The following is a 25,582-nucleotide window of genomic DNA, read 5'->3' as shown; positions in this document are numbered from 1 at the left end:
AATTCAAATTAAATAAATGGAAATAGAGCGTAATTGTAATTTTTTTTATTTTTCAAGCGCATGCTCAGATCTTCATTTACTGGCTTTTGGGAGTAATGAAGACTGGGAGTTCTGGTTAACGCGAAAGGATATATCACGTAAAATATATCAATCTGTTTTTGTCAAAATCCGCTTTCCCGAATACCCAACGCCGCAATCCGCCGCCATACCGCGCCAAGAATTGATTCCTTTTCCCCTTCCAGCATTATGCTTCCCCGTAACGGCTGTTGTGGTAGCGAGAATTGTCCCTCCTGTACTACAAAACGCACACTGTACTGCGCCTGCACGGGTTGAGGATTATGATCCCTGTCGCGACGCACGGCGATCGGACCGTGGCGATCGGACGCCAGCATCTCTTGCTGTAACCAGGCGGCACCAGTGGGTGCAATGTCTTTGAGTTGTACGACAAGCCGGGGATACGCCGGGTCATCGGCGATAAAATAGCCTTGCATCCCCACTTTGGCGCGTTCCAGCGTATCGTCGGGTAAATACCCCTGCACTTTTCCTGAACCCTGCCCGACCACACGGAGCAAGGGCATTTCTGATGTCAGCCAGCGGCCTTGCGTCATATCTCGCGCCACATCCCTCACCTGGCCTGCCTGCGGCGCGGTGAGAGACAAACGCTGGCGTTGCGCATCCAGCCCGCGATAGCGGGCCAATGATTCCGCCAGTTGTCGGTCAAGCACCTGAGTTTCGCTGGCGGTTTCCTGACGTCCGGCTCCCCGCTGCCGCTGCTGTTGCAAAATAGCAATTTGCTGACGTTCGATATTGATGCGGTAGTCCAAATCGGACGAGGTAAGATCCAGCAGTTTCTCACCGGCCTGCACCTGCTGGCCGTCAGTGACGTAGAGCGCTTTAACCTGCGCAGGAATAGGGGCGTACAGCGCGCTGACGTTTTCTGCTTCCAGCACAGCAGGAATACGAATGCTGCCGCGCCAGGGAAACAGCAGCAGCACCAATACCGCCGCCAGAATCAGACCTGAACGCAACAGCTTAACGGGATGAGCATTCTTACGCATGGACCACCAGACGCGGGCCTCCTTTACCACCGGAAGCGCGATAAACCAGCCAATTTCAACCGACATCAAAACAATACCCACCACCTTAATGAAAAAGTGGTACACCATCAGTGCAATGCCAAAAAACAGGAAAAAGCGCCATATCCATGAGGCGTAGCCCCATACCAATAGCTTGCGCTGCATAGACGGCGACCAGGTATGCGGTGCCGGATGACCATAGCCAAATAAAGCCTCGCGCAGCCGCCAGCGGCATAGGGCATAGGCCCGATCCTGCAGGTTTTCCACCCGCCAGAAATCACTTAACAAGAAGTAACCGTCAAAGCGCATCAGCGGGTTGAGGTTAACCACCAGCGTCGTTATCCAGGTGGCGCTGGAGAGCATAAACGCTGCCGTACGCAGAGGGCCGTCTGGCAGCAGCGTCCATACCAGCAGCGCGAAAACGGCCAGAAGCACTTCGGCCAGAATACCGCCTGCGCCAATCAGCAAACGCGCTCGTCGATTCTTGAGTTTCCACGCATCACTCACATCGGTATAGAACAGCGGGAACAGTACGATAAAGGCTACCCCCATGCTCTGCACCCGGCAGCCCGCGTGTTTGGCCATAAAGGCGTGGCCCAGCTCATGTATGAATTTAGCGATCACCAGCGACACCCCGAATACTGCCATCCCTTGCAGGCTGAACAGATGAGGGAACGCGTGGGTGTAACGCACCCAGTCACGGCTGACCAGATAGAGACCCAGCACCAGGATCAGCGGGCCCCCCCCCATCAATAGTGGTGCCCCGTAGTGCTTAAGCCAGGGCCAGCAACGGTTGAGTAGCGGATCGGGCCGCCAGAGCGGAATGCGGAAAAACAGATACTGGTGCAGCACTTTTTTCCACAGGCTGGTGCGCATGGCACGGGCTTTAAGGAGGTAACGCTGGCGCTGTTCGGCATCGCCCGAAGTCACCAGATCGTGCTGGCGTAAAAAATGTAGCAATTGCTCCAGCTCTTTAACCTCTAGCGGCAGGCCCGGCTCCTGGTTGGCTGCCGCAAGCACCTGTTGTGGCAGACTCAGGGACCAGTGGCGCAGCAGGCGGATAGCTGCGGGTGTTAGCGTGAAATAGCGACCGGTAAGCGGGTCTGCCAGTACCCATTGCGGCGCACCGTTAATACCCGCAGCAGACTCTGCTAACTGGAGATCGGGGCGAAGCGCCGGAAGCTGTGGGCTCATAGGCCGATTGCCTGACGGATCACGGATAGCGGGCGACGGAAGAGATAGACAGCCAGCGGTACATATTCGCCCGACAATTTAGCCGTTCCGCGCAGGCCGATACGCGGCGGGGCATCGCTAAATCGACCATCAAGCAGATAAGCAAGGTTACCTGTGGGAGTCTGTTCGGATTCATAGGCGATGCGCTCAAGCCTGGCCGCATGTGGGGTGATAGGGTCGCTGTCGAGGAACAGAGTGATGGGCGCATCCTGTTTTAGCCTAATGGCATCACCCACATCCAGTTCGATGCGCAGCGCAGCAAGCGCCGGATCGGCCAGTTCCATTAAGCGCTCACCCGTTCGCACCGGTTTGCCAGTCCAGCGGTCGGCATCGGCAAAAACGGCAATACCGTCCCGTTCGGCGCGGATTTCAGTGCGGCTGAGCAGGGCGCTGGCGTAGTCGCGTTCGGCCCGTTTTTGCGCCACCTGTGCGGCCAGGAAATCGAGTTTCGCTTTGGAGTCAGCATCTTGGAAGGCGCGCTGCGAGCTGGCGCGAAACTCCGCTTCGGCAACATTGAGCGCGCGGTCGGCAACGTCGGCCTGTGCTTTCAGGGTGGTGTCGTCGAAACGAACCAGCAGATCACCCTGGTGCACGCTCTGGTTTGGCTGCACGGCAAAGGACTGAATCACGCCGTCCAGCGGCGCGGCGACCACACGCCCATGGTAAGGAACCACTTCGGCGGGCGCCAGCACGGACTGGCGCACCGGAATAAACAGGCATGCGAGCAATACCAGCAAAGGAATAGCGATCTTCCAGCGCCCTTTGCGGTGATGCCAGCGGTTGGTTTGCGGTTCCAGCGCCAGCCACGCGTGGCTGAATGCGCCAGCAAGCTGTTCAGCCAGCACCTGGTCGGCGTTTTGCCACGGTTGTTCGCGCGCGTACCAGATGCCGCCAAACCCTTCCCCCTGGCGGTCTTTAAGCGGAGACCACAGGGCTTCGGGAGCGGAGAGGGCCAGCCAGTCGTTGCGGCTCTGTTCGTCAAGTCGCGCCGCTTCAATGATGCCGCACTGGTTGAGCTGTTTGCCGTCGGCCGCCTGCAAACGGGCGCAGGCACGTTCGATAAACGCCACAAACGGCGCGTGGGGCGCAGGTTGAGTGACACCCGTTACCGAGCGCACCCGACCGTTGATAACGAGTGCGGCGTGACGATAACCGAACAGCGGCTGGCTGTCGTTGACGATGCAGTACGCCAGCTCTTCGCTGCTGGCAGCGGCCCTGGCCTGCTGTTCGATATCAAGAAAACGGGCAAAGACGGCCGCACTGGCTGTAGCCGACGTAGGGGAAGTACTCACTTCGCCTCCGGGAATTGCGCCGTGCCGCTCATGCCCGCCATCAGGCTGGCGTCGGCATTAACCAACGTACCGATAAGACCGATGGTTTGACTACTTTCATCAATACGCGCGCCGAGCCGTGCGATGCTGGCCTGCAACGGTTTACCGGTTTCATCCGGCGTAAAGGTAAAAGTCAATCCAGGTTTGAGCACGGACAGCAGGCGAGAAGAGACCAGCAGATTAATTTCGAGGTGGCGATTGTTCACCACATCCAGCAGCGGCGCGCCCTGGGCCACGCTTTCGAAGGTTTGCGTGCGGAGTTTTACGACCTGGCCATCAAACGGCGCAGTGATACGACAGCGGTTCACCTGAATCTGATACACCTGACTTTCGGCCTGCGCCTGGGCTAAATGCGCGGCGGAGAGCGCCACGGCGTGCTTGCCGACAGACTTGAGTTGCGCCAGCTGTTGGTTCTGGCTGAGTTCAGCATCGGCTGCTCTTGCCGCCGCCTGTGATGCGGCAAGCTGCGCCTGATAAATACTGCAATCGAAGCGCACCAGAGTGTCCCCTTTTTTGAACGCTTCGCCCTCTCTGAATGGCATCTCCACAATGCGACCAGCCAGTTCGCTGGAGAGGGTCGCCTGATCGATGGCCACCAGAATGCCGCGGGCCTGATTATCGGTATGCGTTTGCGTGGTGTCGCCAGCGGAAGGAGAGGTCAGAAGCGGATCGGCAGCAAGTGCTTGGGTCATGTGAAACAGTGAGCTTAGTAAAAACAGCCTCAGGGTACGGCGATAAATCGAAACATTCACTTTAATCATGCTTGTCTACCTTTACTGCGTAACTCGCTGTTGATGAGTTATTTACGCATCGGAATCACATGTTACGTACTATTATTCTTTGTAATCTAAAGTGTCGCAGTATAGCAAGCAAGGAAAAACTCGACAGGATAAGGATATACAGGGCGACAATTCCCACGGCGTCGAGATGAATGACATATCAGCGGCGATACGCACGTCGTGATAGGCATTTATTAATGCAAGAGATTGATTTAACGCATATATTTTGCAGGACACTGGAGATCGGAAATCGACTCTGCATGCACATGTCGTCATGTGGCTTATGAACACATTACTAATATCGCGGTGTATTAATCAACGGGGAGCAGGTCACGTGAGCTCGACAGAGGTGTACACGAAAGTCTTTGCTCTGGATGTCGCCGCACGCCACCGCATCCGGTTTGAAATGCCGGGTGAAGAGGCTGTCGCTTTACTCAAGGGGATTCACAGGGCTGACAGACGTTAACGGCTCCCTGCGGCAGGGCGATTTTCAGGGAGCTCTGAACTGTCAATGGGCATCAGGCTCCATCTTTTATATCCGGACAGGCTCCTCTATTGAATTATATCTTTCCGGGGTCGGCTCAAAGCAAAGTTCTATTACATTTCCTGCGCGAGAATATTTCATGCTGTAGTAGCCAGGCGCAAAGCTCAAGGTTTCTCCTTCGATGACATCAGATCCGTCGGGCTCCAGATCGCCTCCGGACGTGTCCTCGCCTGCCCCGATAAAAACGTTGCCTGACGGGAAGTGCAGATTCAGTGTACCTGCTTCACCTTCAACAGATTCCGACACCTTAACGATGTAGTCACCATCAACGCCCAACCCAAGAAAAGCGATGTTGCCCTTGTTCACTTCAAGGATCTCATTCTTCTCAATGGTCCACCAGTCAGGTGAATCAGGAACTCTGTGCTTAACCGCATCAATGTCAAATACTGAAAGCGTTGCAGTGTCAGTGAAAACTGAGAATTCTTTTAACATACAGATCTCATTCAAATATTTACGAACTAATTATAATGGTCATGTACAACTGGCTCGCTCCTTACTGAGCAGCTCAATGTGTTAATCTCCAGTACATCAATGCTGTCAGCGACTTACTCACACAGAAAAGGAAACTGTTCTGTATGGCCATGAAACTTGTCCGTAAGAAATCACCTCGGGGTGGTCTTATCCGCTGGCTGGACAAGGACGAAGAAACCGCCCTAAAGAACTTGTCCGGACGGCGGATTTTTACCGGGCGTGATCAGTACGTGCTGGCAGAAAAGATCCTCCTGGAAATGCGGCAAAGGGAAGCCTGGCTGCAGTGTGACTGTGTGCCGGGCGATTCGCCGGCGATGAACAGCGCTAACCTGATGCAGGGCACTGGTACTCTTTTTCTGGCCGGATTTAACCATGAGCATGCGCCTGACTGCGCGATGTTCCGTCCGTTCAGTGGAGATACTGATGCTACATCTTCTGGAACCCGTAAAACAGCAGGCAGCAAGCGTATCAGTTACAGAAGTTTTTTGCCGCCTGACGACTCCGAAACCAGGATTAAGTCTCCGGGGCGTCTGGTCGCTCCGGCAGGTGAGCGTACTCGCCGGACTCGACGCTCGCGTATTGCGCGCCTGCTGCTTTCGCTGATAGAGGACGCTGGACTTAACCGTCTGACCACGCTACACCCCCTCCCTGTGACTGGAGTGATGGAATCCATTAATGCACTTCGGGCTATCGCCGAAAATATCGAATTTATCCACGCTCGCAGACTCTCGGAGATTGTACGTTTTTCGCCAGCGATGAGTGAGAACGGCAAGGAAAAGCTAATGCAGGAACTGGAGCGTCCAGACACTCATTGGCCAGCAGGCAAAACGCGGATGTTCTTTCAGATTTTTATGTCCGATCAGGTAACCCGCGATGAAGTCTCGTTTTGTTGGCCGGGCGGAGAGCTGCAGTTTCGTCCGGAGCGCGGCGTAAGTATTAATGGCGAAGCGCAGGACGGTGCGCGCCCCCCCTGCTGGGTCATTCTGGCCTTTCGCCGGGGGATGGATGGCAGGGTTATCTGCAGCGAAGGATATGCACATGCCTTATTCCGCCGTGGATGTCCGGTACCAGTCGACAGCGGACTTGAGCGCACTACCATCGAAAGCTTGGCTGAAGTTGCGGGCTGGCTTGCAAAAAAAACGGATGCGCCGGCTCTGAGTCTGGAAAAACCGCTTTTTGATCTCGAAGTGACCCTGAACGGCGAAAAAGGGTTTGTTCTGCCGGATTTCATAGTTACAGCCAGCAAGCCGGGCGGAAAACATCATATTGTGGTGATCGAAACGATGGGATATACCGACGATGATTACTGCGAGCGAAAGGCGGAACAGCACAAAGGCATGCGTGAGTTGGGTTTGCTGCAGACTGATCCTCCCCGCTGGCCACAGGAACTGGATAAAACTTTCTCGAGACATGTTTTTGGCATCTTCATGAATCTTATCGATTAAGGGGTCAAGCCTCCGGTTAACCGCGCGCAGACCACGGGTGCATAGAAATTAGTCTGCCAAGATACTAGCGCTATCCAAGTTCAGTAAAGTAATACCTTCATCCATGTTGCCCCCCTCTTCTCCCTTATCTCGCGCAAAGGTCGATGCAGAACAACATCAGCATCACTACGTGCTCGCGTTCTCTTAATGCTTACCAGTGAGTAAATTCAGCGAAAGATAGGCTGCTCATTCCGATGCAAATGGAGGCATTTTGCTTGCATCTGGATGATTACCATCTTATTTCCTACATTTGTCTTAATGAAAATATAAACTGTAGCAAGCATGTGCTTACTACAGTTTATGTCATAAGCTATGGCGAGTGAGATGAACCACTGCCGAGAAGTATAAACTATAGCAAGTTACTATCTCGCTATAGTTTATGTTATTCAATAGATATCACTCCCTTCCCTAACGTCACCCACTCATTCATTAGCCACCGAGGTAAGCAAGCACTTACAAACATCGCAAAATAAGCTATAGGGAGCAGAGCTACTTCTGGCATGTTGATACATAAGCTATAGTGAGGATTATCACCTAATGATGAGTGAAATATAAACTATAGCGACTAAATAGCGGCCAGGATCGGCTGACCGAAGGACAGGGTTAGCAAAAGTACTCGCCAAATAATATGTATAAGCTGTAGTGAGCACTGACCTCGTCGGTACTCACTGGCGATGAGAATTGAATTGTGATTAATCGCTCTCGCTTATTCAATTACTTATTACGGAAGAGTTTTTCCAGGTCGTCCATGGTGATGCCAAGCTTTTCAAGGAGCTGGAGTTTTTCGGTAAGCTCTTGATCGGGAGGGCTTGCTGGACTGCCAGTCAGCTTAGAATTCTCTTCGCTAGCGTCTTTAGGTGCTTTGAGTTTGGGACGACGGTAATGTACGTTAAACAGCACGCTGCGTCCGCGCTGCATCTCGGTGTAATCAAGGTAACCAATCTCTTTGAGCTGCTCCATAGCCCGGCGAACGGTCTGATTTTGTGAAAATACTGGTGATTTCAGGCTTAATCTTGCTCTTAAGCGTGCCAGCGATATAGGGGCAGGATCTTTTGGCAGACTCTCTATAAAGGTATATAGCGCCTGAGCAGACTCGCGGCGCTTCAATGCGTTTATAGCCTTAAGCTGAAGAAGTACTTTTTTATCAAATTCATAGAGTTCGAATAACCGCGGATCCGCCTGCAGAACCACGATATCACGTTCGGTATCATAGAATGCAGACTGTACCAGATGAGTTATATACTCTTTGGTATGCTTTTCAGTGGTGCGGGAGAATGATATTACCGTGCCTGCTATACGCTTCAGTGAGGGGCTGATGCGCTCCCTGAGTTTGCGTGAGGACTGGCTCGATGGTATCCCACAGAGTTTGGCGAATTCAACAAATGATAGCTGAACCTTATCGCCTATCACTTTATGTTTGGCAAAGGAGTGGATAATACCCACCCAGGTTTTAAAGTCATTATCCATATCCAGCCTCGGACCTGTGATCTCGACTTTGTCGAAACCCTCCGCTTTGGCCAAGGACAAACGCGTCAGCTCTTCGGTCGCATCAGTTTTTGATAACGTATTCTTTTTACTATTTTTCAATGACTTGAGTGTTGGAACGAAAACACCAAGTCGCATTAGCGCGACTGGCTGAACCGTATTATTAGAATTTGGAGTGAGGGTAATAAGTTCACCAGTAGACTTATCCATCTCTTCAAACAGGGTTTTAAGATCTTTATTTTCGTTTTCCAAGACGAGCTCCAGATCTGTGGATCGTTGAGCAACGAAATCTTTCTGATGTAATAAAACACATCGTAGCTCAATGAAAAATAGAGTGGTTTTTAGACACAAGTTATACAGCCGCTTACCGCTGCTATCTGACTATAGCTTATATCGTTTACTGTCTACAGCATAGAGTTATCTCATTGTAGTTTATATGGTGCTTATCATAGCTTATCTTCTTCTCTTTATAGCTTATGTCAATCCCCTCCCAGCCCAGTACTGGCGCGGCTCTCAGCGATCGGGGATCTATTTGGATCTTATAGTGGATCTACTTAGGATCATTATTGTTTGGATCTACTCGGTGGATAAGTGGATAACGCCATAGAGTTACAGTATTTTTTTGGTCTTCTGTGGTCTTATCCAATGGTAAAACAGAGGATCTGCTTTTTGATCAAACTATGCTCAGCCTCAGATTATCTGCGCACAATTAGCTGCACTAACTATTTCACCCTGAAACTAATTCAGGAACTCGATCACCAATAGCCTTACCTTATATAACTACGTTCTGTTTTACCGGTTTCAGGTCACTCTTCTAGGCCGCTTTTTTCTTTTAATCCTGAATGTTTGATCGAGCCAATCTGAAAACCTCGCTCACCAATCCCAATGTGAGCAAGCATCTGATCTTTTCGCTAAAATTTTGGGTTATATGTTTACTTTGTTTCTTGTGTGTAGCATTCTTGATTAAATTCATTAATCCTGCATAAAGGGAACTTTTGATGAACAACTCATCACAGTTACTTAAAGTAGCGCAACGTTCTGAAAAAATGCTCATTGGTTTGACAGAACAGATTCGGGCTCAGAAGGAAGAATTGCAAGAAAACGTTTACTATCAGGTATATGCGAAAGCAGCATTGGCTAAACTGCCAAAGCTCACCAGAGCAAACGTGGATTACGCAGTAAATGAAATGGAAGAAAAAGGCTATGTCTTTGATAAACGACCAGCCGGGACATCCTCCAAATATGCAATGTCCATTCAAAACATTATCGATATTTATCATCACCGCGGAGTCCCGAAATACAGGGACAGACATCAGGAAGCCTTTACCGTTTTTGTAGGAAATTTAAAAGGTGGGGTTTCAAAAACCGTATCTACCGTTTCTCTGGCACATGCCCTACGTACGCATCCTCATTTGCTCTTTGAAGATCTGCGGATTCTAGTTATTGATTTGGATCCCCAGTCATCTGCAACGATGTTTTTAAACCATACGCAGGCTGTTGGCATAGTCGAAACTACCGCAGCGCAGGCAATGCTGCAGAATGTTACGCGGGAAGAACTACTTGATGAGTTTATCGTATCTTCTATTGTCCCGGGTGTGGATGTTCTCCCTGCTTCCATCGACGATGCGTTTATAGCATCAGCATGGACAGAACTATGTGCCCAACATCTACCTGCTCAGAACGAACATGCTGTCCTGAAAGAAAATCTAATAGCGAAGCTCAAGAACGATTATGATTTCATTTTCATCGATAGCGGACCCCATCTTGATGCCTTTTTGAAAAATGCAATTGCCGCAGCGGATTTACTTCTAACTCCGGTGCCGCCTGCACAGGTAGATTTTCACTCGACACTGAAGTATTTGACCCGTCTACCTGAACTGGTGGATATCATCACCGAATCAGGTTATCCATGTCACCTTGTTGGCAACATTGGCTTCATGTCCAAGCTTTCTAATAAACCAGACCATAAATTGTGCCATAGCCTTGCGAAAGAAATTTTTGGCGGTGACATGCTGGATGTCGCCCTGCCCCGCTTGGACGGTTTTGAAAGATGTGGAGAGTCTTTTGATACTGTCATATCTGCTAATCCATCGACTTATATTGGCAGCAACGAAGCTCTGAGAAATGCCCGATTGGCAGCAGAAGATTTTGCAAAAGCTGTATTTGATCGTATTGAATTTATCCGAGCAAATTGAGGTACTTATGAGTACAAAAAGAGCAACCATTGGTCGGACCTTTAACCCGTCTGCGATGACTAATAACTTATCAGACAGTGCGCTTGAGCAAATTTTTACCCTTTCTACTGGACGGAAAGCCGTGTTCACTTTGCAAACCATTCCTGCAAATGAAGTAGAAGGCAAGACATACGTATTGCAGGAGACGAATGGCCGCGATCAATCTAGTCTGACACCTGAATCCCTGAAGGACATTACCTCCACTCTTCGATTGCAGCAGTTCTTCCCTTGTATTGGTATTAAGCGTGAAGAAGGCATTGAGATAATCGATGGTTCCAGACGGCGAGCATCCGCTATACTTTGCCATACCGCGTTAAATATCATGGTGACGAAGTCGCCTATATCTACCGATGAAGCGCGGAAACTGGCTAGAGATATCCAGACTGCCAAAGAGCACAACATCCGTGAAATCGGGTTACGTCTTTTAACGCTCAAAAACACGGGCATGAGCCAGAAAGATATTGCCAGGTTGGAAGGATTGTCGGAAGCAAAAGTTACGCGCGCTATTCAGGCTGCATCTGTATCAGCCCAGTTAGTTTCGATATTCCCGGTTCAGTCGGAACTAGGATTTACAGATTACAAGGCGTTAGGTGCGCTGGAAGAAATGCTCAAGGCTAAAGACCTTTCTATTGAGGCCTTGCTCGAAACAACTGCACCGGAAATTAATATCATCCTAGCTGATGCCTCGCTTGCTGAAGACGAAGTTAAAAACAGGATTATCAAGATCCTGACCCGTGAAACCGCAGCTATGGCTTCTCTTAAAGGCAAAGACAAAGCAGTTGTAACGAACCTGTGGTCTTTCCCGGACAAAGACCGATTTGCCAGAAAGCGTAATAAAGGGCGCATGTTTGTTTACGAATTCAATCGATTATCGAAAGAACTGCAGGACGAGATCGATGAAGCTGTAGCGAAAGCTCTTCAAAAACATCTTTCTAATGATGCGTAAAGGTGATTCTTCGCCAGTGAAATTACGTAGTTAATTGTCTGATTTAAAATGTTTTTTCTTCATAATTTCACTCTGAAATCGCCACGATTTCATTATGTCTTTCCCAAACCGAGCCCGGATTTTCCGGGCTTGCCAAACCCTTCAAACCCGAAACAAAGCCTGCCTAATTGTTCTTGGTTTTCAGTTTTAGTTTTCATTATTAGCGGATACCCAAGCGAAGCTTCTCACCACCGGCGTCCGTAGAATGGTAATAGAACTAGCTGCGGCTGACATGCAACGTAGACCATAGCTGTCGCTCTCTGGACTCATAATATGCCTGCAGTACGAGGACTCATTATTCACGCAGTCGTGCCAGCATGTACTCTTTTTACTGTACGACATGAAACATAGCCTTATAGAGGTTCAGTTCGGCCGCCAGTTTTCCAGCCGCAGACTTTCGTCTTACATCTGACGTATGTGATTCAGTTCTGCGGGAAAAGTATCTTCTTATTTCTTGCGCCACTAAGAGAATTTGGCTTGCAAAACCCCTGCTTACGGAAGACATACGACACCACCCGGTTCCCCAGTTCAGCCTGCTATGGGTGAAGAGAATTTGCTCTTCGGTGAATCGTTTTTTTTCATTGCCACAACTTCTGTTGAGTTAAATATGGAAAATGTTGAACTATTTTTCTGAACGGGACAGGCTTTTGGTTCAGAGTAAATCAGGTGAGAAAGCTGTATGGGAAACAGTCAAAGAAGTAAAAGAGCGATATATCTGATGACAATAGGACTCAACATTGAGTGGGAAATACCTAAAGTTCTTAGCCTGCTTAAAAGCGACTGTCGCGCCCGGAATCCTCCGGGCTTGCCCAACCCGTCACACCCGGACTGAAAGGCCTGTCCGGCTGCACCGGGTTACCGGTTGTGGCCTGTGCGGTTAATCCGATCGGAGCTTCGCACGGCGTCCTGCCGTGCTTGTGTGAGCAGGGTGCCGGAACCACCTGGCTTATCCAATCCGGGCCAGGGGGATCTCTTTCCAGCGTGTGGTGTAGGCAGGACTGAGCATTTCCCGTTTCATTTTCTACTGCGGGGCGATGCCACGGCCGGCAAACCAGACCTGACCGAGGCCGGACTGATTTATGCCGTCCAGGACGTTCATCAGCTCCTGGCTGTGCGGGCGGGGCGGCTGCTCATCGAACAGGGACAGCTGGGCCACGCCGGTGGCGGTAAAGTCATTCAGCATGACACCGGCTTTGGCATACCGGTGGCCATCGCGCCAGATACGCTCCAGCCCGCGCATGGCGGCCGCAATGATATCGCGGGTGTCCTGGGTGGACGTCACCAGCTTTTCAACCGCCACGTTGCCGTAGTAAGGCTCTGAAGCAGCATAGGGTGAGGTCTTGATGAACACTGAGATGTGCCGGCAGTACTGGCGCTCGCCGCGCAGTTTCTCGGCTGCGCGCTCAGCATACTGGCAGACGGCCTGGCGCATGTCTTCCAGGGTGACAATTCTTTCCCCGAAAGAGCGGGAGCAGACAATCTGCTGCTTCGCCGGCGGCGCTTCTTCAAGCGGGATACAGCTTTCGCCGTTGAGCTCACGCACGGTGCGCTCGAGCACCACACTGAAATTCTTCCGGATGAAGGCCGGGTTTGTGCGGGCCAGCTGCAGGGCCGTGGTGATCCCCATTGTGTTCAGGGTGCGGGCAATACGGCTGCCGACGCCCCAGAGCTCCTGGACAGGCTGCAGGGCGAGCAGTTTTTCCGTCCGGGCGGGGTTGCCCGGTGTCAGCGCCAGAACGCCCCGGAAGGCGGGCCATTCCTTGGAGGCCCCCTGCGCGGATTTGGCCAGCGTTTTGGTCGGCCCCATCCCGACGCCGATGGTGAGCCGGGTGCAGGCCTGAACATGCTCGCGCAGCTGCGCCCCGAACGTTTCATAGCCGACGGCCGTTTCCAGCCCCCGCAGGTCGAGAAACATCTCGTCGATGGAGTACTGCTCAACGCGTGGCGCCATCTCCTCGAGGCAGGACATGACCCGGTTACTCATACTCGCGTAAAGCTCGTAGTTACTTGAAAAAACGTGAATCTTCTCAGCAAAAGTCTGTTCGCGGATTTTGAACCACGGATCGCCCATTTTTATGCCCAGGCGTTTTGCTTCAGCACTGCGGGCGATGCAGCATCCGTCATTGTTCGACAGCACCACCACCGGGCAGCCCTTCAGGTCGGGGCGAAAGACCTTCTCGCAGGAGGCATAAAATGAGTTGACGTCAGCTAGTCCAAACACTTCATCACCTCGCGGGTGCGGTGGATGATGTGGGTGACCACGCCGAAAATCTGCAGCTCATCCGGATCGGGATAAATGGGCGGGAACGCGGGGTTCATGGGCTGCAGACACAGTTTTGGCCGTGTCTGCAGCCGCTTTACGGTAAATTCGGCCCCCATACCGGCCACCACGATATCGCCGTGCTCCGGCTTCATGGCGCTGTCGACAACCAGCAGGTCCCCGTTAAAGAGGAAACCGTCCCGCATGCTGTTGCCGTGCGCGCGCAGGTAGTAGGTCGCGCTGCGGTGCCGTATGCAGTACTCATTGAGATCCAGCTCCTTTTCCACATAGTCCTGGGCGGGAGACGGAAAACCACACGGCACCATCTCCAGAAACAGCGGCAGAGCCAGAACCTGCGCGCTTTCGGTCGGGGTCAGCATCATGAGGTTCATAACGCCACTCCTTGTTGTTAGTTTACTGTATGTATAAACAGTATATTTACAGGTTTCCGGAAGAAGCAAGGAGAAAGGGCAGCGAAAAAGGCAACTGCCTGGCCGGTATACAAAAAAAAGGCCGGCAGCCGCGTCAGCGTGTGGTCATGACGCCGCACAGACATGAACACGGTACATCTGCATGTTCTTCTCTTAAGTGGTCTCTATTTATCTCTAATTTGTCTCTTGTAATTCTTTTAATGTGCCCGGATATTGCAATACAATCCTTATTATTCTCTTATTTGTCTCTCATTAAACACTTATAGTTATCCGGAGAAATGGCATGAAATTCTATGTGGACGACGGCTCGACCAACATCAAGGTTCTGTGGGAAGACGAAGGCGAGGTGCGCACGGCGATCAGTCCGAACAGCTTCAAGCGCGAATGGTCGGTCGCCTTCGGCAGTAACACCGTGTATAACTACGCCCTGAACGGGGAGCACTACAGCTTCGATCCGATCAGCCCGGATGCCATCATCACCACAAGCGTGGGCTGGCAGTACAGCGACGTGAATGTTGTGGCGGTACACCATGCGCTGCTGCAGACCGGCGTGGAGCCCTGTGACGTGGATATCGTGGTGACCCTTCCGCTGGCTGAGTTTTATGACCGTGACAACCAGCCCTCAGCCGAAAATATCCGTCGCAAGGAAGCGAGCCTGATGCGCCCGCTGACGCTGAACGGGGGCCGCACCTTCACTGTCCGGAGTGTGCAGGTGATGCCGGAGTCCATCCCGGCCGGCTACCGGATTGTACGGGATATGGATGAGCTGGATTCCCTGCTGATTATCGATCTGGGTGGCACCACGCTTGATATCTCACACGTTATGGCCCGCATGCGCGGTATTTCACGTATTTACGGCAATCCCCAGCTGGGCGTGTCCCTGATGACCCGTGAGGTGCAGGCCGCGCTGGCAGTTGCCGGCACCCGCAGCAGCAGTTATCTCGCGGATGAGATCATCATCCACCGTAATGACAGCGACTTCCTCCGCCGGCGCGTGAATGATACGTCACGTCTTGAGCTGGTCACTGCCGCGCTTCAGGACTCGCAGAATCGCCTGATTAATCGCGTGACCGATGCTGTCAGCAGCTTCAGTGGCTATTCTCATGTTATGGTTATCGGTGGCGGTGCAGAGCTCATCGCTGACGCGGTCAGAAAACAGTGTGGTGTACGCGGGGAGCGCTTTTATATCAGCGACAATACGCAGTTTGACCTGGTAAATGGTATGCATGAGATTGGTTAAAAATGGAAAAAGCCGACCCACGACGCAAGATCCTGTTCTACCTCAATCCTGAGAGCAACGCAGCCGAGCGCTACGTGTGTGAAGAAACAGACAGGCTGCCACAGGGTGAGCGCGGGAAAGTCTGGCGTGCAGCACTGCTGGCCGGCTTTGCACTGCGCAAACAGGATCCGCGGCTGCCGAACATGCTGGCTGAGTTCCTCACTGAACACACCACCTTTGACGAGATGGTTACGCTCATGCAGGCGGTATTTCCCGCTGAGATGAAACGTCTTGAAAACCACCGCCCTGACGTGCGGACCGGGGCGTCACGCCGGGAACAGCCTGCCCCGGCGGCTCCGGAAGATGAAACCCGTGAAAATGCCAGGGGTATGTTTGGCATCACGAAAAAAGGAACGGACTGATGGGCAGGATAAAACAGAAGGCTGAAGGGATTGCGCTCACGGCCCTGCGGCAGGCCGGTGTTCCGGAACCGCAGCTGCACGCCCGGATGCGTAAAACCGGCCGGGGTTTTCTGCTGGCCAGTATCCTCTTCATCATTCCGCTGGTTGCCCTGGATAATGTGCCGGTTGCCGCAAAGGTGGGGCTGCAGATTATCTATGGCCTGATGGTCATCGTGGGCGTCCTGCTGGCGTTTGACGAAGAAAAGCCGCCCCGTCGGTGATAAACCCCCTGTTCCCCTGAACCCGCTCCGGCGGGTTTTTTTATGCGCTTACACGGGCCTGCGGCCCGGTCGCTTCACTGTGCCGGCTGCACCGGCACGCTGATGACCGTCACGCTCAGCGTGACGGGGCTGCGCCATCTTCCTCCTCTCCGGCATGATGTCTCCCGGTTCTTCTTCCCCGCACAGGACGCTGCCATACAGCCGTCCCCCGCAAGGGCCGCTTTGCTGAACACCGGCACCCGGTCCCTGCGCAGGCTCCGGGCTGCGGCTTAGGTGTTCCCCCTGCGTGCTCCTCAGGCTGTATGGGGTCCTGATGATGCGGCGAAGGAACTCGGAAAGACATCACAGATAACCACAGGGGAGCACCAACATGTCACAGCAGAACGTCAACACCGCAGCAAAAGAATCTGAAAACACATCCGGTTTAAAAGCCGCACAGCTGTCCATCTTTGATGTGCCCGGCATCGCTGTAACCGGCGGGCCGGTAGCGGACCGCAGAAAGCAACCGGCACTGTCAGCGGAAGGGGTCAGAAAGGCGTTTATCCGCGTTTTCCGGCATACCGCGCCTTACCACAACCGGTGGAACGTGTTCAGGGATTTTATCACGCTGGCTGCCAGCGAACTCGACATGGCCCGGATAAGCACGCCGGAAAACACTGAAAACAGTCGCCGGATTTGCGATCAGTACCGGCCGGAGGATATCGGCAACCTGAAGCTGCTGTTCTGCCTTCTTGTTGAGGCTCTTGAGGGGGAGTTTCATGACTTTCTGGGCGGCGTGTTCATGGAGCTCGGGCTGGGGAGCGGCGAAATGGGGCAGTTCTTTACGCCGTATCCGCTGGCCCGCCTGATAGCAAGCCTGACCGCAGGGGATGAGCAACAGCAGCAGCTGAAGGCTTGCCCCTGGATAACCCTGAGCGAACCCACCAGTGGGGCAGGGGGGATGGTGATTGCCTTTGCGGAGGTGATGCTGCAGAGAGGCCTGAATCCTGCAGAGCAGCTGCTCGTCACCGCGACTGATATCGATCCGCTTGCGGCCGACATGACATTTATCCAGCTCAGCCTGCTGGGGATACCGGCCATAGTGAATACCGGCAACTCACTGGCACTGACGGTGACCCGCACGCGTTACACACCGGTGTGGTACATCAATAACTGGGAGGCCCGGATAAAGCTGCATGAACGTGTACAGGCCATGCGCGCTTTTCTTTCCTGAATGCTTACAGCGGGCACTGCCCGCTGATTTGTCAGTTACGAGCGAAGAGCGGACAGCGATATTACCCGCAGTAAATCTGAAGAGTGGAATCTTGATGATTCAAAAGATCAGCTGAAGCAATCATAATTGAGGTTCAGCTAAAAAAATGTGTGTCATTCGGGGAGAAAAAGATGAGTTTTGAGCGAAAAAAGGAACGTGCGCTTGCCATTATGGAAAGTAAAAAAATGTGGCGCAGCAACTATGCTCCGCCTTTGTTGCGTGGATTATGGCGGTTAGGCGTAAAAATTCCGCCATTACCTTTCGTTTCTTTCTGGCGAATCACGTTAATGATGGGACTGATGTATGGTCTTGTATGGGGCCTGATGATGTGGTTTTTCAGTTGGAAAGATATGGGAATGCAGCCTTTGTGGGCAATATTACGGAGCCTCCTGGGTGGCATTCTGTTTGGCGTGATGATGGCAGCGTTTCACGGATGGCGTAAAAAGGCTAATAAACTGCCTGACTGGCAGGATTTGTAAGTAATTTGCAAAGGGCTTAGCATCGCTCAATGTCCGCTTGGAGCGAAAAGCGGAGGTTCGCAATCGAGTCGGAACGGGGATCATTAGCGTTGGCGTGTTTTATCAAAGGGGAGCACGTCACCCTGTATGGCCCACAGGGTTAGCCGGAATACACTTTTAATCACCGGGACAGTCGTGATGGCGAGGCCAGAATAGCGCTGAGGGTGCCCACGTGATGAAGGTGTTGCTGGCCTGAATAACCTCATCATCCAGCCTGAAAGTCATGGAGCCCCTGTTGATAAGGGCTTTGTTGTAGGTGGGACAAGATGAAATGGTAAAGCCAGAAGTAGAGTAACCTCTGTAAAGTTTTTGGCATAAATTTTCCCTAAGGAAATTACTCTGTATTACTGATGAATACGCTAATTAACATCGTAACCTGACGAAAGTGGACTCTTCACCAAGTCAACTTAAAATGATGCAATGAATAATTCCTGCATTATCTTCATTATTATCACACCATGACTTTAGCCGCTGAAATTGACTATCTATGAAACCATACTCATTAAAATCGCATACATATGTTGTATGATGAATTGTGAGCAAATTACTACCGTTAAGTGCAAAATATGATGTAGATATTAGCTCCGCAACCACCCCATCAAGATCAAATCCTTTTGTATCAAACACATTTCGATTTTCATCATTTACTATATATCCATCAGGCATTAATGGCAATTTACGAACTAAATGTATTGCTCCATTAGAAATTCTTAGCGGCTCATATTTTGAAGGTAGAAACGATTTTAATTTTTTCGTGGAAATCTCGAATGACCTATAGTACCAACCTAATAACTCATCTTTTTTAACAACCTTAGCATAAAGTAATGGAGCTAATCCTTCGACATGATCATCATTGCCCCATGGCATACTTATATCGAACTGAATAGATATTTTACTCCAAATTAATTCAAGCATAATCCTAAGTGGGTTATCTCTTCCCGAAGCTATAACTGCCCAGTCATTTTTATTCCTTTCTTTTGAAAAGGAATAAGGAAGACCATTTGTTTTCACTAACGAAAACTCGTTTGCAGTTATTAGAGTCGGAATACTATTTATGCCTCTAATCATGTTAATTGAATCTGCTTTTTTTTCTTCCTCTTTTTTCTTTTTCTTCGTAAGGTTTTTTAAATAATTATCTTCATCTAAATAATCCAGAAAGACATCTCTCAGGCCTTTCTCTGATTTATATCCCCCATACCCGTGAATAATTGTCACTGGCGCCAACTGTTCAATTACTAACGAGTAAAATAACACTTGACTTTCCTTATCCAAATAAAAAATGTCATCGTAGTTACTTGGGCCACTTACACCTGTTATTTTTGAAAAAATTTCCGAAGCCACATTTATATTTGGCCTCAACTCCATAGCATCCATTTTTCCCGAAAAAAATTCGCTATATTTCTTTCTTAGGATAGCTAAATGTTCATATGCATCGATAAAATCATCTTTGTTGAGAGTTTTCTTTACTTCAAATATTGCTAATACATTTTCTATATCATATATATATTCATCCGTTAATCCATATTTATCCCCCTTGCCTTTCACCAACATGCAATCTATCTGATTGGGTAGTTGCTCTTCCCCGACGCGGATGAATCCGCTAACAACAGAGAGATTCAACCCCTTAGGGATTGAAAATGATTGGTTAATACCGTGTTTTGTAATCTCCTCGTAGGCTTTCCCCAACGTTGGCATATGTGGCATGTTGATGCTTTCAAGTTTATCTTGTTCTTCTTTTACAAAAGCACTTAAGAGTTCTGTCGCTTCAACAATCATATTCATTTATCCTATTGTTATACACTATTAGTCCCATATTACATGGCAAGCTAAGTAGCCATTTATTATTATCTTTACCCAATCGCCATCGGACTGACCTATGGCATATTGATATCGTCCGTTCTGCACGACTAACCAATTCTCAAAAGCGCTGACCTTACCCGAGAGCACACTTACAAACGCCCGGCTACCAATCTCTGGATACAGATGACTTGAGCTTAACGAGAAAAATATTTCTAATTGTTCTTTAGTCATGTTAGGCAACGGGGAAATATCTATAAATTCTGGTTCATCAATGCGTTGAATGCCAAGTTCATAAGCAATATGTCCACGGGCAAGTTTTAGAACAACCTCTTTAACACTTCCTTCTTCTGGCTGCCAAAATAGATTTCCGTGACGATCAGCTTGCTTTCCATTCTCAATTCTACTTGCAATCGATGGTCTAGCATTAAGGGTGGCAAATATCTTCGGCCGAAACTTTTCGTTAGGAATCGTAGTACCGTGCATCACGCACTCGATCAGACAAGCAATGTACTCTTCGGCTGCCGAGAACCCCTGATTGCAGGAGGTACATGATTCCACAACAGGTAAGTTCTTCGGATATGGCTCATCCAACAAGACCTTTGACGGTACGTGGTCACGTGAATTTGGCGTACCACCGCAATAGGCGCAAATGCCCTTCATACGGTCATCAATAAATAGCTTCTTAGGGTCCATATGTATAACTCATACCTAATGGGTGTGAAGCAAAGGGTATCCTAGTTGATCCCCTAATTAGTCTAAAAGCTACTTTTGTTAGGCACCATACTTGGAAATTCAAAAATAAACAGGAGAAGCATTTCAATAAACACGATTAGCTCTTTGGCATCGTTTTCGCTCATTACCGTTATTTCATGCGTGGCTTCATTGCCTTTTTTCGTATATGGTCAACCCAATGTTTTCCATTTGGTGGCGTGTATCCATTATCGGAAAGGTAAGTAACGTACTCGATAAATTTTAGTCCTTCTTTCGCCCTCTGATCGACTGCGATATTCATTAGCATTTTTCTACAAAGTAAAACCGTACCGGTATAACAACCCTCGCCAGTACTGGGCCGCACTTCTTCATAAAGCTCAGTTAGATGAGCGTGTACATGTTGTACTGAATTTCCAAGAGCAGGGGATGGAAGCTGTTGGCTATCTGGAGTGAAAAAAACCGGACCACCACAATTTGGGCAAACATATACAGCGCCAACCTGTGAACCACTTCCGTCACCATGCTGTCCTAGTTTGTATCCTTTTACAGATGAAATATTAATATTGCAGTAGTCACATACGAATGAGGCATTAGGTAGATCCTGCAGACTACGCCAATTAAATGCTCCTTCCTGAAAAAACCTCATATTTTCTCCAAAAGGCTGATGCACTGTTAGGGTTTGGACAACCCTACCGCTGAGCTTTAAACACTATGGGTCAATTTGCGGGTCTTGACAACAGCCATGGTTAAAATCTATGCCACATTTCAACATTTCAACTTAATAGAAAGATGAATGCTCCCGAGTTTGCTACTGATATTCTGTATTTATGTTTCCCATTGCACCCTAACTACTGGTTAAACTTCCCACCGATGTCCGCTTATGGCACAAAGCGGACTTTCAATACCTGGCTCCCCCTGACAAAGCAACCACACCGTGCCTTCACGCTGGCCCGGCCGCTGCGTCCTGAAGGGTACACTTCGTCCTCATCCTCACCCGGTCCCCGGCGTTCACGGTGCATTCAGCCCGCTAACGCCGGCGCATGCGGCTTCCGGTGATGCCCTTCGTCCTCCGCTTTTCGCCGGGCTGTTGTGTCGGCACGGCGCAACGGGTGCCGCATCAGAGGAGATACAACATGCAGAAATTAACACGCGTCACGCTCAGTTCCGGTGAAATGGCCATCTATCTTGATGGCTGGTACCTGACCAGTACTGAAGCCGACGAGCATGCACAGGGACTCGATGACGTGGTGACAGGCCTGCTGAATATGACCGGCATGCGCCTGGAGGATATTGAGGCTGAGTGTCCGGCACAGGCGGACTGGTGCTGGAATGATGTCGCCGCCGTCGTGTTTGCAGGGCAGCAGCCGCGCCCCGGTGCCTGCACCGTGGCGGCATTCATTGCACGGCTGTCACAGTATCCGGCAGACGCCCTGTGCTGCGGCACGTTCTGGCTGCAGGAGGATTTTCTCACGCTCGATGCACAGCTGACGGAGGAGCAGGTGGGGCTGGCGATGGAAGTGGCAGAAGACAGTCATGATGCTGACATCGGATTTAACTGGGAGCACCTGCGCTACGCAATAAACGCGGTGAAACGCCCTTAACACGTTCCCTCCGTGTTCGCCGGGCGGGGTTCCCGGTGAATGCGGAGGCCGCCGGCGCGGGCGGCAGGGAGCCCGCAGGTATCACGCCTCCGGGCGTGATATCCGTAACCTGCAGGACAGGAACTTGCTGCCTTCGTTTAGCATGACTTAAATGTAAATACACTGTATCCCGGAAGAAATTCTCGCTGATTACCCTAAACTTAAATTAATAATAAAAGGCATACCTGATATGCCTTATCGCAACAGAAACCCTTACTGGCAGGTCCGATGTCGAACCTGCCAGTTTTTGTTTCTCCTGCATCACGCTGATACATCCCCTGTCCCTCCCCACCGGATGCCCTGCCCCCTGAAGACATTCCCCTGCTGCAGAACGTCCTGAAAGGACGTCGCTGCGCTCCACCACTCTGCCACCGTCCGTCCTGACGTCCGGCCCGTGGCGGGCAGAAAGTGCCGTGCCCTCACGGTAGCCGGGCTGGCTCGCCGGCAAGGGAAGCTTCGCCGTCATGCTCACCCGTTCCCCGCCGTGCGCGGGACATTCAGTCCGCTCCGGCGGCGCGTGCGGCCTGCGCTGACGCCCCTGCCTTCTCGCCCGGACGCCCGTCTGTGTGGAGGTCACGGCACCACAGGGGTGCCCCTACAGACTGAGGAGCAGAACATGTCCCGATTCATGCAGGGCGACAGCGTGCAGCTGATGGCCACCTTTCCGGATTCCAGCATCGATTTCATTCTCACCGATCCGCCGTACCTCGTCGGGTTTAAGGACCGGTCCGGGCGCTCGATCGCCGGTGACGTGACCGACGAGTGGGTACGCCCGGCGAGTCAGGAGATGTTCCGCGTCCTGAAGAACAACAGCCTGGCCGTGAGCTTCTACGGCTGGAACCGCGTGGACACCTTCATGCAGGCATGGAAAGCCGCAGGCTTCCGGGTGGTCGGTCATCTGGTCTTCACCAAATCCTATGCCTCGAAGTCGGCGTTTGTGGGCTATCAGCACGAAAGCGCCTACGTGCTGGCGAAGGGCCGCCCGGCACTGCCGCAGAACCCGCTGCCGGACGTGATGCCCTGGGAATACACCGGCAACCGCCATCACCCGACAGAAAAGCCTGTCAGCATCCTGCGCCCGCTCATCGAGAGCTTCACCCGTCCTGGCGACCTGGTGCTCGATCCGTTCGCGGGCAGCGGCTCAACCTGCGTGGCCGCTGATCAGTGTGGCCGGCGATGGATTGGCATTGAGCTGCTGCCCCGGTACCACGCCGCCGCGCTGCGACGGATCGGGGAGCAACGCGCCCGGCAGCGCCCCGTTGCCGCCTGATATCCGCCCCCCATATACACGACGGGCGGCACTGTCGCCCGCAGAACCGAATCAGGAAGAGAAAAATCATGATGTACGGCACCCGTAAAGAGCTGAATAAAAAACTGAAACGCGCCTTTGGTGACAATGAAAAATTTGCCCTGCTGGTCTGGACCCGTGAAACCATCGCCGGCGCGGCAGAGGACATGACGGAGCAGGAAGCGGAGAGCATTCTTGAGCAGATCGGCAGCACCGGCGGCGGCGATCATGCGGAAGAGGGGATTTCTTTTGCCACGGTGCTGGAACTGCTGGCCGGCCTGCGCTCCGCACCGGCGGGGCAGGGCGCTGCGGCCACGCCGCCAGGTGACTTCATAATGCAGGTTGCCGGTATCGAGGAGGCGCTTTATGAGCTTCATCTGCGGCTGTGGAACCTGACAAAAGACAATCTGTACCGGGATGCGTCCCCGGCGCAGAAAATGGCGGGGATGCTGACGGAACACATGGACATGCAGCTCCTTGAGGTTTACCGGCGGGCCGCCGAAATGCGTAAGCATCTGGCATAGCAGTGAGGGGAGGTGGCTGATTTATGACCACCTCCTTTTTTTTCACTGCCGGCGCGGGCGGCGGGCCGTTATCCACAGGTTAATGCTCGGTCTGTGCAGCCCGGCAGTGGAAAAGGCCGTCGCCGCGCGCCTCCATACCAGGCCGCGCCGTGGCGCGTCCGGATCTCCCCGCCGTGCCTTCACTGTACCCCGGTGGTCCTGGCCTGCAAGGGTTCGCTGTCGCCGTCATCCTCGCCCGTTCCCCGGCATTCGCGGGGCATTCAGCCCGCTCATCCCGGCGCATGCGGCCTGCGGTGTCGCCCCTGCATGCCGGACTGATCACCGGGGTGTCGTGCCGGCACGGCGCAAAGGGCGCCGGCACCACAGGAGACGTAAACGTGAAAGAAATTATCAACGATCTGACCCTCAGCCAGATGATGGATCTGCTCTGCCATATCCTCCGCTGCCCCGGTACGCACCGCCATCTCGGCAGTTATCTCCCGCCGCAGGGGGCTGTCTGCCTGATGATGGAGAGTCCGGGGGAAACGGTCTGCCTCTGGATGCTGGAAGGGTGGCCGGACGCGGTGACGGTCCCTGAAAGCGGGTTTGTGTATGTCACCGGTGCACGCCCGTAACGGATGACCGGACAGTAATATCAGGTGACCGCCGGCGCGGTCGCCTGTTCTGCAATAAGGCGGTCGTTGCACTCCGCATTCACAGGCCCGGCACACCGGGCCGGGGCTTCAGTCCGTGCCGCAGCGGCATTTGCCGTGCCTCTACTTTAGCCCGAACGCTCAGGATGCAAGGGCTTCATCCTCGCCCGGTCGCAGTGTTTCGAATGACTGAGTGGCGTCTTCCCGTCGTTATCCCGCTCATTTTTCGCGGGATAACCGTCCAGCCACCCCTCGCTTTTTATCTGCGCTGCGGCCTGCGGTGCTTCCCTTGCATCCTTCGCTCGAAGTCGGGCTGACGTGTCGGCACGGCAAAAGCCGGATCTGTACACCACTTTAACGACGGAGGATGTGATGAATACAAAGGCAATGCATACAGAGGCAGTTCTGCTTAAGGGCGCACAACGACTGACCTTTTTACCGTCACTTTTCGGACGGGATTTCGTGATGAGCGAGTCCTCAGTCTACGGCTACGCCACGAAATACATCGATAACTATCAGGGCGGGAGCTGGGAATTTTACCGCCTGCCGGGCGGCGGCGGCTTTATGGTACCGGAGATGGATTCCGCGTTTTTCAGCAACCCGCATAACGGCTTTGAGTGCGAACTCAGCGCGGAGGCGGCGGGGATCATCATCACCGCTCTCGTGCTCAGTCACCGGACGTTTGTTCATCACCACCACGATCAGGAAGAGTTGTGTCACCTCTTCTGCCAGCGTTATGGCCAGCTGATGGCCTGGGCAGAAACCCACTTTGAGGCAGACTATATTTTCCGCGCGCTGGACTGAAAAACCGGGGGCGTGAGCGCCCCCTTACCGTGCCCTTTGCGGTGACCGGCGACGGTCTGGCCGCGCGCAAAACCCTCTGCAGCCCTGCGGGCTGCCGGGAAGGGATGCCCCACGCCTGCGGCGCAGCGCCTCCCTGTCACGAGCATCTCCTCCGGCAAAAAAAGTCTGGCCATATTCAGCAAAAAGATTTTCATCCTGC

22 protein-coding genes and 3 pseudogenes are annotated in these 25,582 nt (G+C 52.1%); 14 read left to right on the top strand and 11 right to left on the bottom strand.

Annotated features, from left to right (window positions below; translation table 11 throughout):
- Positions 1-161: 161 nt before the first annotated feature.
- From PU683_RS05575 to PU683_RS05565, 3 genes are read right to left on the bottom strand one after another with little or no spacing between them, the layout of a single operon-like run.
- Entirely contained in the window at positions 162-2,270 is a 2,109-nt protein-coding gene (locus tag PU683_RS05575; protein WP_277170577.1) for a site-2 protease family protein, read from the bottom strand.
- On the bottom strand, positions 2,267-3,601 hold the full coding sequence (locus PU683_RS05570; protein WP_277170575.1) for an efflux RND transporter periplasmic adaptor subunit: 1,335 nt from the start codon (positions 3,599-3,601) through the stop codon (positions 2,267-2,269). Before PU683_RS05570 ends, PU683_RS05575 begins: the two co-directional genes overlap by 4 nt.
- Positions 3,598-4,401, bottom strand: a complete 804-nt coding sequence (locus PU683_RS05565; RefSeq protein ID WP_277170574.1) for an efflux RND transporter periplasmic adaptor subunit — start codon at positions 4,399-4,401, stop codon at positions 3,598-3,600. The genes PU683_RS05570 and PU683_RS05565 overlap by 4 nt, the downstream gene beginning before the upstream one ends.
- A 346-nt stretch (positions 4,402-4,747) precedes the next feature.
- Between PU683_RS05565 and PU683_RS05560 the strand changes: the two are divergent.
- A pseudogene (locus PU683_RS05560) lies at positions 4,748-4,885 on the top strand (hypothetical protein); the annotation flags it as partial.
- Positions 4,886-4,951: 66 nt separating this feature from the next.
- On the opposite strand, the gene PU683_RS05555 reads toward PU683_RS05560, so the two are convergent.
- Positions 4,952-5,395, bottom strand: a complete 444-nt coding sequence (locus PU683_RS05555; RefSeq protein WP_277170572.1) for a DUF6386 family protein — start codon at positions 5,393-5,395, stop codon at positions 4,952-4,954.
- A gap of 143 nt (positions 5,396-5,538) precedes the next feature.
- Between PU683_RS05555 and PU683_RS05550 the strand changes: the two genes are divergently transcribed.
- Complete coding sequence (locus tag PU683_RS05550) at positions 5,539-6,879, top strand: hypothetical protein (RefSeq protein WP_277170571.1); 1,341 nt, start codon at positions 5,539-5,541, stop codon at positions 6,877-6,879.
- Between the two features lie 753 nt (positions 6,880-7,632).
- Here the strand turns inward: PU683_RS05550 and PU683_RS05545 are convergent.
- The gene (locus tag PU683_RS05545; RefSeq protein ID WP_277170604.1) at positions 7,633-8,613 is read right to left on the bottom strand and encodes a RepB family plasmid replication initiator protein; all 981 of its coding nucleotides are present in this window, start codon (positions 8,611-8,613) and stop codon (positions 7,633-7,635) included.
- A 788-nt stretch (positions 8,614-9,401) separates the two neighbouring features.
- On the opposite strand from PU683_RS05545, the gene PU683_RS05540 reads away from it, so the two are divergent.
- Positions 9,402-10,598 (top strand): AAA family ATPase, encoded by a 1,197-nt coding sequence (locus PU683_RS05540; RefSeq protein ID WP_369811801.1) that lies wholly within the window; start codon positions 9,402-9,404, stop codon positions 10,596-10,598.
- Between the two features lie 7 nt (positions 10,599-10,605).
- Complete coding sequence (locus tag PU683_RS05535; protein WP_277170570.1) at positions 10,606-11,583, top strand: ParB family protein; 978 nt, start codon at positions 10,606-10,608, stop codon at positions 11,581-11,583.
- 985 nt (positions 11,584-12,568) lie between these two features.
- On the opposite strand, the pseudogene umuC reads toward PU683_RS05535, so the two are convergent.
- Both umuC and umuD read right to left on the bottom strand, forming a co-directional pair.
- A pseudogene (umuC, locus tag PU683_RS05530) lies at positions 12,569-13,843 on the bottom strand (translesion error-prone DNA polymerase V subunit UmuC).
- Positions 13,831-14,274: a translesion error-prone DNA polymerase V autoproteolytic subunit gene (gene umuD / locus PU683_RS05525; RefSeq protein WP_277170569.1), complete on the bottom strand. Its 444-nt coding sequence runs from the start codon at positions 14,272-14,274 to the stop codon at positions 13,831-13,833. Before umuD ends, umuC begins: the two are co-directional and overlap by 13 nt.
- Before the next feature lie 322 nt (positions 14,275-14,596).
- Here umuD and PU683_RS05520 point away from each other — a divergent pair, with 322 nt between their 5' ends.
- The 5 genes from PU683_RS05520 to PU683_RS05500 all read left to right on the top strand — a co-directional run bounded on the left by PU683_RS05520 (position 14,597) and on the right by PU683_RS05500 (position 17,945).
- Positions 14,597-15,553, top strand: coding sequence for a plasmid segregation protein ParM (locus tag PU683_RS05520; RefSeq protein ID WP_277170568.1), 957 nt, complete (start codon positions 14,597-14,599; stop codon positions 15,551-15,553).
- Between the two features lie 2 nt (positions 15,554-15,555).
- Positions 15,556-15,954: a plasmid partitioning/stability family protein gene (locus PU683_RS05515; RefSeq protein WP_277170567.1), complete on the top strand. Its 399-nt coding sequence runs from the start codon at positions 15,556-15,558 to the stop codon at positions 15,952-15,954.
- Positions 15,954-16,214, top strand: a complete 261-nt coding sequence (locus tag PU683_RS05510) for a hypothetical protein (protein WP_277170566.1) — start codon at positions 15,954-15,956, stop codon at positions 16,212-16,214. Before PU683_RS05515 ends, PU683_RS05510 begins: the two co-directional genes overlap by 1 nt.
- A 370-nt stretch (positions 16,215-16,584) precedes the next feature.
- Entirely contained in the window at positions 16,585-17,427 is an 843-nt protein-coding gene (locus PU683_RS05505; protein ID WP_277170565.1) for a DNA methyltransferase family protein, read from the top strand.
- Positions 17,428-17,597: 170 nt separating this feature from the next.
- Positions 17,598-17,945: a DUF6404 family protein gene (locus PU683_RS05500; protein WP_277170564.1), complete on the top strand. Its 348-nt coding sequence runs from the start codon at positions 17,598-17,600 to the stop codon at positions 17,943-17,945.
- A 119-nt stretch (positions 17,946-18,064) separates the two neighbouring features.
- On the opposite strand, the pseudogene PU683_RS05495 reads toward PU683_RS05500, so the two are convergent.
- From PU683_RS05495 to PU683_RS05480, 4 genes and pseudogenes are all read right to left on the bottom strand, one after another.
- A pseudogene (locus tag PU683_RS05495) lies at positions 18,065-18,257 on the bottom strand (transposase); the annotation flags it as partial.
- A 129-nt stretch (positions 18,258-18,386) separates the two neighbouring features.
- Complete coding sequence (locus PU683_RS05490; RefSeq protein ID WP_277170563.1) at positions 18,387-19,760, bottom strand: DUF6602 domain-containing protein; 1,374 nt, start codon at positions 19,758-19,760, stop codon at positions 18,387-18,389.
- A gap of 27 nt (positions 19,761-19,787) precedes the next feature.
- On the bottom strand, positions 19,788-20,477 hold the full coding sequence (locus PU683_RS05485) for a hypothetical protein (protein WP_277170562.1): 690 nt from the start codon (positions 20,475-20,477) through the stop codon (positions 19,788-19,790).
- Positions 20,478-20,646: 169 nt separating this feature from the next.
- Complete coding sequence (locus PU683_RS05480) at positions 20,647-21,141, bottom strand: hypothetical protein (RefSeq protein WP_277170561.1); 495 nt, start codon at positions 21,139-21,141, stop codon at positions 20,647-20,649.
- A 487-nt stretch (positions 21,142-21,628) separates the two neighbouring features.
- Between PU683_RS05480 and PU683_RS05475 the strand changes: the two genes are divergently transcribed.
- From PU683_RS05475 to PU683_RS05455, 5 genes are all read left to right on the top strand, one after another.
- A complete protein-coding gene (locus PU683_RS05475) occupies positions 21,629-22,096 on the top strand; it encodes a hypothetical protein (RefSeq protein WP_277170560.1) in 468 nt (155 codons plus the stop codon).
- A gap of 655 nt (positions 22,097-22,751) precedes the next feature.
- The gene (locus PU683_RS05470) at positions 22,752-23,405 is read left to right on the top strand and encodes a DNA methyltransferase (protein ID WP_277170559.1); all 654 of its coding nucleotides are present in this window, start codon (positions 22,752-22,754) and stop codon (positions 23,403-23,405) included.
- A 68-nt stretch (positions 23,406-23,473) separates the two neighbouring features.
- Positions 23,474-23,947 carry a DUF1380 family protein gene (locus PU683_RS05465; protein WP_277170558.1) on the top strand — a complete coding sequence of 158 codons (474 nt, stop codon included), beginning with the start codon at positions 23,474-23,476 and terminating at the stop codon, positions 23,945-23,947.
- A 377-nt stretch (positions 23,948-24,324) separates the two neighbouring features.
- A complete protein-coding gene (locus tag PU683_RS05460; RefSeq protein WP_277170557.1) occupies positions 24,325-24,561 on the top strand; it encodes a hypothetical protein in 237 nt (78 codons plus the stop codon).
- 483 nt (positions 24,562-25,044) lie between these two features.
- The gene (locus tag PU683_RS05455) at positions 25,045-25,383 is read left to right on the top strand and encodes an antirestriction protein (RefSeq protein WP_277170556.1); all 339 of its coding nucleotides are present in this window, start codon (positions 25,045-25,047) and stop codon (positions 25,381-25,383) included.
- Positions 25,384-25,582 lie beyond the last annotated feature (199 nt).

The organism is Candidatus Kosakonia sp. 282A-S69, from assembly GCF_029433855.1.
GTDB lineage: Bacteria > Pseudomonadota > Gammaproteobacteria > Enterobacterales > Enterobacteriaceae > Kosakonia > Kosakonia cowanii_A.
This window is presented reverse-complemented; position numbering and strand designations above follow the sequence as displayed.

What these genes read in the sequence shown, in the direction of transcription:
- PU683_RS05565 (WP_277170574.1), bottom strand. Translation starts at nt 4,401, where the DNA reads ATGATTAAAGTGAATGTTTCGATTTATCGCCGTACCCTGAGGCTGTTT.
- PU683_RS05455 (WP_277170556.1), top strand. Translation starts at nt 25,045, where the DNA reads ATGAGCGAGTCCTCAGTCTACGGCTACGCCACGAAATACATCGATAAC.
- PU683_RS05555 (WP_277170572.1), bottom strand. Translation starts at nt 5,395, where the DNA reads ATGTTAAAAGAATTCTCAGTTTTCACTGACACTGCAACGCTTTCAGTA.
- umuD (WP_277170569.1), bottom strand. Translation starts at nt 14,274, where the DNA reads ATGAACCTCATGATGCTGACCCCGACCGAAAGCGCGCAGGTTCTGGCT.
- PU683_RS05485 (WP_277170562.1), bottom strand. Translation starts at nt 20,477, where the DNA reads ATGGACCCTAAGAAGCTATTTATTGATGACCGTATGAAGGGCATTTGC.
- PU683_RS05465 (WP_277170558.1), top strand. Translation starts at nt 23,474, where the DNA reads ATGATGTACGGCACCCGTAAAGAGCTGAATAAAAAACTGAAACGCGCC.
- PU683_RS05545 (WP_277170604.1), bottom strand. Translation starts at nt 8,613, where the DNA reads ATGGATAAGTCTACTGGTGAACTTATTACCCTCACTCCAAATTCTAAT.
- PU683_RS05515 (WP_277170567.1), top strand. Translation starts at nt 15,556, where the DNA reads ATGGAAAAAGCCGACCCACGACGCAAGATCCTGTTCTACCTCAATCCT.
- PU683_RS05575 (WP_277170577.1), bottom strand. Translation starts at nt 2,270, where the DNA reads ATGAGCCCACAGCTTCCGGCGCTTCGCCCCGATCTCCAGTTAGCAGAG.
- PU683_RS05535 (WP_277170570.1), top strand. Translation starts at nt 10,606, where the DNA reads ATGAGTACAAAAAGAGCAACCATTGGTCGGACCTTTAACCCGTCTGCG.
- PU683_RS05510 (WP_277170566.1), top strand. Translation starts at nt 15,954, where the DNA reads ATGGGCAGGATAAAACAGAAGGCTGAAGGGATTGCGCTCACGGCCCTG.
- PU683_RS05470 (WP_277170559.1), top strand. Translation starts at nt 22,752, where the DNA reads ATGTCCCGATTCATGCAGGGCGACAGCGTGCAGCTGATGGCCACCTTT.
- PU683_RS05520 (WP_277170568.1), top strand. Translation starts at nt 14,597, where the DNA reads ATGAAATTCTATGTGGACGACGGCTCGACCAACATCAAGGTTCTGTGG.
- PU683_RS05480 (WP_277170561.1), bottom strand. Translation starts at nt 21,141, where the DNA reads ATGAGGTTTTTTCAGGAAGGAGCATTTAATTGGCGTAGTCTGCAGGAT.
- PU683_RS05490 (WP_277170563.1), bottom strand. Translation starts at nt 19,760, where the DNA reads ATGATTGTTGAAGCGACAGAACTCTTAAGTGCTTTTGTAAAAGAAGAA.
- PU683_RS05540 (WP_369811801.1), top strand. Translation starts at nt 9,402, where the DNA reads ATGAACAACTCATCACAGTTACTTAAAGTAGCGCAACGTTCTGAAAAA.
- PU683_RS05550 (WP_277170571.1), top strand. Translation starts at nt 5,539, where the DNA reads ATGGCCATGAAACTTGTCCGTAAGAAATCACCTCGGGGTGGTCTTATC.
- PU683_RS05500 (WP_277170564.1), top strand. Translation starts at nt 17,598, where the DNA reads ATGAGTTTTGAGCGAAAAAAGGAACGTGCGCTTGCCATTATGGAAAGT.
- PU683_RS05505 (WP_277170565.1), top strand. Translation starts at nt 16,585, where the DNA reads ATGTCACAGCAGAACGTCAACACCGCAGCAAAAGAATCTGAAAACACA.
- PU683_RS05475 (WP_277170560.1), top strand. Translation starts at nt 21,629, where the DNA reads ATGCAGAAATTAACACGCGTCACGCTCAGTTCCGGTGAAATGGCCATC.